The sequence below is a fragment of the Blautia sp. HCP3S3_D9 genome (genome assembly GCF_052063845.1).
Classification (GTDB): domain Bacteria; phylum Bacillota; class Clostridia; order Lachnospirales; family Lachnospiraceae; genus Blautia_A.
Map to the genome: position 1 here is coordinate 1 of NZ_JBQHWS010000145.1, position 7,613 is coordinate 7,613.

General features: G+C 42.6%; 6 protein-coding genes and 1 pseudogene. 4 read left to right on the forward strand and 3 right to left on the reverse strand.

The annotated features are described in order from the left end of the window. From ACTNES_RS17945 to ACTNES_RS17955, 3 genes are all read left to right on the forward strand, one after another. The coding region (locus ACTNES_RS17945; protein WP_441040267.1) for a D-alanyl-D-alanine carboxypeptidase family protein at nucleotides 1-1,261 on the forward strand (1,261 nt) is incomplete at its 5' end. Between the two features lie 387 nt (nucleotides 1,262-1,648). After that, entirely contained in the window at nucleotides 1,649-2,434 is a 786-nt protein-coding gene (locus tag ACTNES_RS17950) for a shikimate kinase (protein WP_441040268.1), read from the forward strand. A 17-nt stretch (nucleotides 2,435-2,451) separates the two neighbouring features. Then, complete coding sequence (locus ACTNES_RS17955; RefSeq protein WP_441040269.1) at nucleotides 2,452-3,156, forward strand: hypothetical protein; 705 nt, start codon at nucleotides 2,452-2,454, stop codon at nucleotides 3,154-3,156. Nucleotides 3,157-3,383: 227 nt separating this feature from the next. Here the strand turns inward: ACTNES_RS17955 and aroD are convergent, their stop codons facing one another. The 3 genes and pseudogenes from aroD to ACTNES_RS17970 form a co-directional block, all read right to left on the reverse strand. Continuing rightward, complete coding sequence (gene aroD, locus ACTNES_RS17960; protein ID WP_291803837.1) at nucleotides 3,384-4,145, reverse strand: type I 3-dehydroquinate dehydratase; 762 nt, start codon at nucleotides 4,143-4,145, stop codon at nucleotides 3,384-3,386. Nucleotides 4,146-4,323: 178 nt separating this feature from the next. Further along, nucleotides 4,324-5,202 (reverse strand): shikimate dehydrogenase, encoded by an 879-nt coding sequence (locus tag ACTNES_RS17965; protein ID WP_320813494.1) that lies wholly within the window; start codon nucleotides 5,200-5,202, stop codon nucleotides 4,324-4,326. Between the two features lie 202 nt (nucleotides 5,203-5,404). Further along, nucleotides 5,405-5,887, reverse strand: a pseudogene (locus ACTNES_RS17970) (FAD-dependent oxidoreductase); the annotation flags it as partial. 416 nt (nucleotides 5,888-6,303) lie between these two features. Here ACTNES_RS17970 and ACTNES_RS17975 point away from each other — a divergent pair. Then, on the forward strand, nucleotides 6,304-7,613 hold a 1,310-nt coding region (locus ACTNES_RS17975; RefSeq protein WP_441040270.1), incomplete at its 3' end, for an acyl-CoA carboxylase subunit beta.

Below are 7,613 nucleotides of genomic sequence, written 5' to 3' on the forward strand. Positions count from 1 at the left end.
GGTCAGGCATGTGAGGTGGAGTACGAAGATCAGACATATTGCCGCTGTCACGATCGTGACGGCGGTATTATTGTCTACACAGACTTATGCTTCCGCACAAGGGGAAACATATAAAATACCCCAGACAGTAGACATGACACCTGTCGCAGAAGAACCAACAGAGCTGCACGCATTATCTGCAGTCCTCATGGATGGAGATTCCGGAAGAGTACTTTATGAAAAAGACGGTGAAACACCTCTGGCAAATGCCAGTACAACAAAAGTACTAACGTGCATCGTAGCCCTGGAATGTGCACCCGGAGATGATTATGTGCAGGTCTCTCAGAAAGCAGCTTCTCAGCCTGAAGTAAAGCTGGGTCTGCAGAAAGGGGAGCAGTATTATCTGGAAGACCTGCTTTATTCTCTGATGCTTAAGAGTCACAATGACACGGCAGTTGCCATAGCAGAGCATTGCGGCGGGTCTGTAGAGGGATTTGCCAGAATGTTGAACCGCAAAGCAGCCCAGATTGGATGTAAGGATACATATTTTATCACCCCAAACGGTCTGGATGCGGAGGATGAAAATGGAAAACATCACACAACAGCCAGAGATCTGGCATTGATCATGCGCTATGCGATCAAAAATAAGACATTCCTGCACATCGCCCAGACCAGAGATTACACATTTTCCGAGATTACGGGGAAGAGGAGCTTTTCCGTACATAATGCCAATGCACTGTTAGATATGATGGACGGAGTTCTTGCAGGAAAAACCGGCTATACTTCCCAGGCAGGCTACTGTTATGTATGTGCCTGGGAAAAGGATGGAAAAACATTTGTAGTCAGTCTTCTGGGATGTGGATGGCCGAATCACAAAACCTATAAGTGGAGTGATACGAAGAAACTGTTAAGTTACGGTTCTTACAATTATAACTATGAAACTTACTGGCAGGAGCCGCAGACAGAGAAAATCCTGGTTACAGACGGGGTAGAAGATGATCAGGATATAGGAACACTGATTTATCTGAGGGGTAAATGCAGCGTCACATCAGATGACCGGAATAAGAAAATACTCCTGAAAAAAGGCGAAAGCGTAATCTGTCAGACGGAAATTCCACCAAAGGTCAGCGCTCCGGTTCTAAAAGGGGAGAAACTGGGACGCATTGCCTACTATCTGAATGGAGAACTGATTGATTCCTATCCGGTTTATGCAGAGAAATCTGTTGAGAAAATCAGCTTCAAATGGTATGTGGAAAAAGTATTTCACGGATTTTTCCATTAGGAGATAAAACTGAAACATATAAATGCAGAGGATGATATGCTTTTGATATCCATACAGTCTGATAGGTATAATAGAATGACTTGGCGAATTAATAGAAATATTCTATGGATTAAATGCGATAATTTAATGATTTAAAGGGTTGCTATACTAAAGAAGCATTGATATAATAAAGATTAACAGTAAAGTCAGGATGAAAGTCTTTACCCTGGTTTGAAAGAAAGTTTACCGTAATCTCATTGACTTTGGACGATGAGTTAAGGTTATAGGACAGGGACTGCCCGAATCAACGCCTGTGGAGTTAGTAGGTTACGAGGACGAAGAAGCAGGAAGTCCATTAGCTTTAAACAATGGACAGTCCACAGTATAGGAAAGACAGAGGAAAAAGATATGAATCAGTTAGAAATACTCAGAGAGAGTCTTGGACAGTGTGATGAAATCATTCTGGACGCACTTATCATGCGAAACAGAATCGTAGAGGACATCATGGCATATAAAGAAGCCAACGGACTTCAGATCTTACAGCCGGAGCAGGAAGCGAAACAGAAAGAATGGCTTGAGAACAGAATGGAAGGCAGACGCCACAAAGATGAAGTAGCAGATGTATTTGAATGCATTCGTACCAACAGTAAACGTATCCAGGCAAGAAACCTTTTCAACTACAACATCGTACTGATCGGTTTCATGGGCGCGGGAAAGTCTACAATCTCCGATTTCCTTAAGAATGTCTTTGCCATGGACGTTGTAGAGATGGATCAGATTATTGCCCAGAGACAGGGAATGAGTATTTCCGACATCTTTGAAACATACGGTGAGCAGTACTTCCGTGACCTTGAGACAAATCTTCTCATTGAAATGCAGTCCCGCAGCAATGTAGTAATCTCCTGCGGTGGTGGTACTCCAATGAAAGAATGTAATGTAGTAGAGATGAAGAAGAATGGCCGTGTCGTTCTCCTCACAGCAAAACCGGAGACAATCCTTGACCGTGTCAAAGACAACCACGACCGTCCGCTGATCGAGAACAACAAGACCGTTCCGTTCATCGCAGACCTGATGGAGAAACGCCGTGCCAAATATGAAGCAGCAGCCGACATCATCATTGAAACAGACGGCAAGAATGAACTGGAGATCTGCGAAGAACTTGTACACAGACTCCGCACTATGGATGAGAAATAATTAAGGAATACAATTTTATGGGTATCACAAAGCTGGCGGACAAATTTGTTCATGCAGTCCCGGACTCTGTCAAAGGTGGAATTCTTCTTGCTGCACCTGTCACTGTTATGGCAGGACAACTCGGTGAAGGCAGAAACATGCACAAATATCCTCTGGCGATCGTTGCAGGTGTAGGCTTGCTGATTCTGATCAGTTTCTCAGACAAATATCAGGAGAAGAGAAAGACAAATAAATTCCTTGATCTCGTAGCAAGATACGGCAACCTGTTCCCATATCTTCTTGCAATGATAGTAGGACTTCTGGTTGGTGAACTGGATGCACCGGGACTGGAGATCGGAACCTTTATCCGTCTTCCGCATTTTCGTGAAGTAATTGATCAGGTAAGCATTTTTGGAGTCGGTATTCCGCCGGTATCTATGTTTGTAAAAGCTTTGCCGCTGGCACTGGTATGCTATCTGATTGCATTTGGCGATTTTGTTACAACAGAGACTCTGGTAACAGAGGCAAGACAGGCGTTTGTATGTGCAAGGATCGGTATGGACTACTGCAAGAGCGACAGAGACAAAATGATCGCAGGCGTAATGGCAGCAGTACTTGCCACACAGGGAAGCGCATGGGCATCTGCATGGGCACTTGTAGTTGGATTTGGACTGAACATTTTCCTGTCCAACTGGAATCCGTTTGAGAAGAAAGCAGAACAGAAAGAAAATTCTAAATCATAAAGTAAAAGAAGGGTAGTTTCTACGCATTGTAGAAATTATCCTTCTTTTATATCTATGGATAAGTATGTTGGTATGAACATGAAAAAAATTATGTATATTGAAAGCCCCTGTCGGAAAATGACAGGGGCTTTGCACGGAGATTTTCATCAAAAAATTTTAAGGAGTATTATTTTGATCAAATATTTATTGACATTTCATCAGGATAACGACCGAAGTTATCTGACAAATTACAGGCTGCTGTGAATGATATCCAGCACCTGTTTTAATTCATTTACACCGATCTGCCCCGGAGCGGAAGCTTTGGAGGCAGCGCCGAAAGTGAGAGCGGAGCCGAATGTCTCACCTGTCAGACGGCTGACAACACCTGTTCCTGCCATGGACATGGTAATGATCGGGCGGTCTGCATATTTCTCAGACATTTCCAGAGTAGCGGAGAGGAGTGTAAGGACATCCTGTTTACAGGTAGGCATAACTGCCATTTTCGGAATATCTGCGCCGAAATCCTGCATCATGCGAAGACGTCTGATGATCTCGTCTTTCTCCGGAGTCTTAAAGAAATCATGGTTGGAAGCAATTACCTTTACACCAGCTTCATGAGCAGCATCGATGATGGTCTTAACAACGTCATCACCTGTAAATGCTTCTACATCGATCAAATCTACGTAACCGCTCTGAGCAGCTGCGATATTTAAAGCAGCATAATCGCTTACAGAAATTTCTTTCTCACCGCCCTCTTTAGAAGTACGGAAGGTAAGCAGAACCGGAATATCTTTTAAGACTTCCTGAAGCTCTTTCGCGGTTTCTAATACTTTTTCAGTAGTAAAGACATCATCGAACCAGTCAACACGCCACTCAACCACATCAACCGGGAGAGCAGTGATCTTTTTAGCCTCTTCGAGAATGTCTGTTTTTGTTTTTCCAACGATCGGAACGCAGATCTTCGGTCTGCCTTCGCCGATCACAATGTTTTTTACCTGAACTGTGTTCATTTTCTTATCCTCATATTTCTTATCATATTAAGAATAACCGCATACACATGAAAAGCAAACTGCAGGACATGTACATCTTTGCGCGGAGTTATATATTCAGTACATCTCCTGCACTATGCCGAAAAGCGGTATATATCAAATATCATGAGACAGCCAATTAGCTGCATGATATGATATATCAGTCATTATAGGAGATGTGAAGAATCTCTTTCATATGTTCGATAGGCATCGGTTCGCCTGTCCATAACTCAAATGCAGCAGAACCCTGGAATAACATCATTCCCAGACCGTTCATAGTCTTGCATCCCACTTCTTTAGCCATAGAACGCATCTTTGTTTCCAGTGGAGAGTAAGGAACATCTATAACAATCAGTTCAGGACGGAAATAGGATTTGTCCGGAACAACGGACTGCCCTTCTAATGGTTTCATTCCAACACCTGTAGCATTTACGAAAATGTAGCTGTCATCCATTTCAGCTTTCAGTTTATCAAGGTCTTCCAGATCATAAAGAACCGCATGGCAAGAGGTCTTTGTGTTGATCTTCTCTACTGTGGACACTGCACGATCCCAGAATTCATCCTTGCGGTTGAAGATTGTGATCTCAGCAACACCGTCCAAAGCAGCCTGGATTTCAATAGCAGTAGCAGCACCGCCTGCACCGACGATTGTCATTTTCTTTCCAATTACATCGATATCGTTGTCTTTCAGAGCTGACATAAATCCGATACCATCTGTGATGTGACCTGTAAGATGACCGTTGTCGTTTACGATAGTGTTAACTGCACCGCATAATTCAGCTGCAGGAGAGAGCTCATCCAGATATTTTCCAACCAGAGTTTTGTTTGGCATGGAAACATTGGAACCTCTCATTTTCAGTGTACGGATCGCTTTTACTGCATCTTCGATTTCGTCCGCACCAACCTCGAATGCGAGGTAAGCGTAGTCATACCCGAGTTTTGCAAAAGCCTCATTCTGCATTGCAGGAGAGCTGGAGTGACGGATCGGGTAAGCCATCAGACCGATTAATTCAGTATGTCCGGTAATTCTTTCTGCCATTATAATAGCCCCTTTCGTGATTCGTTGTAAAGGTCTGCTTTTATTTTTGCAAGATCTTTTTGGCGTTCATTGTATATCTGTGTACAGATAAAACAATGAAAAGTATACATTTAAAATGATATCATTTTTATTCATAAAGTGAACAAAACTATACTACGTATGTTCACTTTATGAACAATATCAGGATATCAGATTTTACAAATTGTTTACTGAAGAATTCTACGACATCAAGACCAACAGCGCCGCCGCCGACAACAACGACTTTCATGCCTGTCATATCTTCAGGATAGTCATTAATGTGGTTGATCATTCCAAGGATAGAAGCAATCTTGCTGTCTTCTTTATCGATGCGGTCATGGAGACCTTTGATCGGAGGAAGCAGTGGTGCGGACCCGGTAGAGCTTACGATCAGGTTTGGATGGAACTTACGGATATTTTCCGGTGTTCCTGCTGTATTTTTGAAAATGTAAAGATTGTCAAGCTGTTCTGCTCTGTGGATCAGGTAGTTCGGGAAATCAGCCAGGCGTTTCTTGGCAGGGATCTTTGAAATAACAGCAGCAAGACCACCAAGAGTTTCGCTTTTTTCCAGAAGGAAAGTGTTACAACCTACTTCAGCGGCTGTACAGGCAGCTTCCAGTCCGGCAGTGCCACCGCCGATGACTACAACATTACATTTCTTTGATATGTTAATTATATAACAGGGCCATTCATAAATCTAATTGATAATATCTGCGATATAATAAAATTAATCTATGGTTGCAAAAAGAAAATCAGGTAGACCGGAGATATGGATTTTTATCAAGTGGATATTTGCAATTGAAGCAGAGGACTTACTTGACCGAAGTCAGACAAACAGAAAAGACGTTCAGAGTATCATATCGGATGATCATATCAGACAAGTAATAGGATTTGGACTTATATAATAGGAAGGAATACACAGAAAAACAGCATACGAAAAAATTTAACAAATTTTTCTGCCATATTTTTAACAAAAAAGACAAAAAATTATTGAAATATCCTTCCAAAAAAGGTAAAATTAAAATCGGCTAAATTTTTGGGTTAACTTTTAAATATTCTCATAAAGATGGAGGGCAAACAAGAATGAGTAATGCAACACAAAGCTTAGCAGGCACAAGAATTACTTCTTTGCTTGACGCAAACAGTTTTGTCGAAATCGGCCAGGGCGTAACAGCCAGATCCACAGATTTCAACATGACTGCAAACAAAGCACCATCTGACGGTGTAATTACCGGATATGGTGTAATCGATGACAAACTGGTTTACGTATACAGCCAGGATGCATCTGTATTAAACGGTACTGTTGGCGAAATGCATGCCAAGAAGATCACAAGACTTTATGATCTTGCTATGAAAACAGGCGCTCCGGTTATCGGACTTGTTGACTGTGCAGGTATCCGTCTTCAGGAAGCAACAGATGCGCTGGAAGCTTTCGGACAGATCTATCTGAAACAGACACTTGCATCAGGCGTAGTTCCGCAGATCACAGCAATCTTTGGAACATGCGGCGGCGGTATGGCAGTTATCCCGTCCCTGGCAGATTTCACATTCATGGAATCTAAAAAAGGAAAAATGTTCATCAACACACCAAACGCGCTGGAAGGCAACAATGCAGATAAATGCGATACAGCAGCTGCTGATTTCCAGAGCAAAGAAACAGGTCTGATCGATGGCGTTGGTACAGAAGAAGAGGTTCTTGGCCAGATCCGCTCTTTAGTATCACTTCTTCCTTCTAATAATGAAGACACAGACAACTACACAGAGTGTACAGATGATCTGAATCGTGTATGCGCAGAACTTGCAAACTGTGCAGGTGATACAGCAATCGCACTTTCCCAGATCGCTGACAACGGCGAATTCTTTGAGACAAAAGCAAACTATGCTAAAGACATGGTTACAGGATTTATCCGCTTAAACGGAGCTACTGTAGGTGCTGTAGCAAACAGAAGCGAAGTTTACGATGCTGAAGGTAAGAAAGTAGAAGAATTCGATGGAAGCATCTCTGCAAGAGGTGCAAGAAAAGCAGCAGATTTTGTGAAATTCTGCGACGCTTTTGATATCCCGGTTCTTACACTTACTAATGCAACAGGCTTCATGGCAACTGTATGCAGCGAGAAGATGATGGCGAAATCTGTAGGTGAACTGGTAGCTGCATTTGCAGATGCAACAGTTCCGAAGGTAAACGTGATCATTGGTAAAGCTTACGGTACAGCATATGTAGCAATGAACAGCAAATCTATCGGTGCAGACCTTGTATATGCATGGGACAATGCAGAGATTGGTATGATGGATGCATCCCTTGCAGCTAAGATCATGTATGCAGATGCAGATGCTGCTGAATTAAATGAAAAAGCTGCTCAGTACAGAGAGCTTCAGAACGGTGTTGCTTCTGC

Excerpts from the sequence above, each read along its gene's own strand:
- aroD (WP_291803837.1), bottom strand. The coding sequence starts at position 4,145 with ATGAACACAGTTCAGGTAAAAAACATTGTGATCGGCGAAGGCAGACCG.
- ACTNES_RS17950 (WP_441040268.1), top strand. The coding sequence starts at position 1,649 with ATGAATCAGTTAGAAATACTCAGAGAGAGTCTTGGACAGTGTGATGAA.
- ACTNES_RS17965 (WP_320813494.1), bottom strand. The coding sequence starts at position 5,202 with ATGGCAGAAAGAATTACCGGACATACTGAATTAATCGGTCTGATGGCT.
- ACTNES_RS17955 (WP_441040269.1), top strand. The coding sequence starts at position 2,452 with ATGGGTATCACAAAGCTGGCGGACAAATTTGTTCATGCAGTCCCGGAC.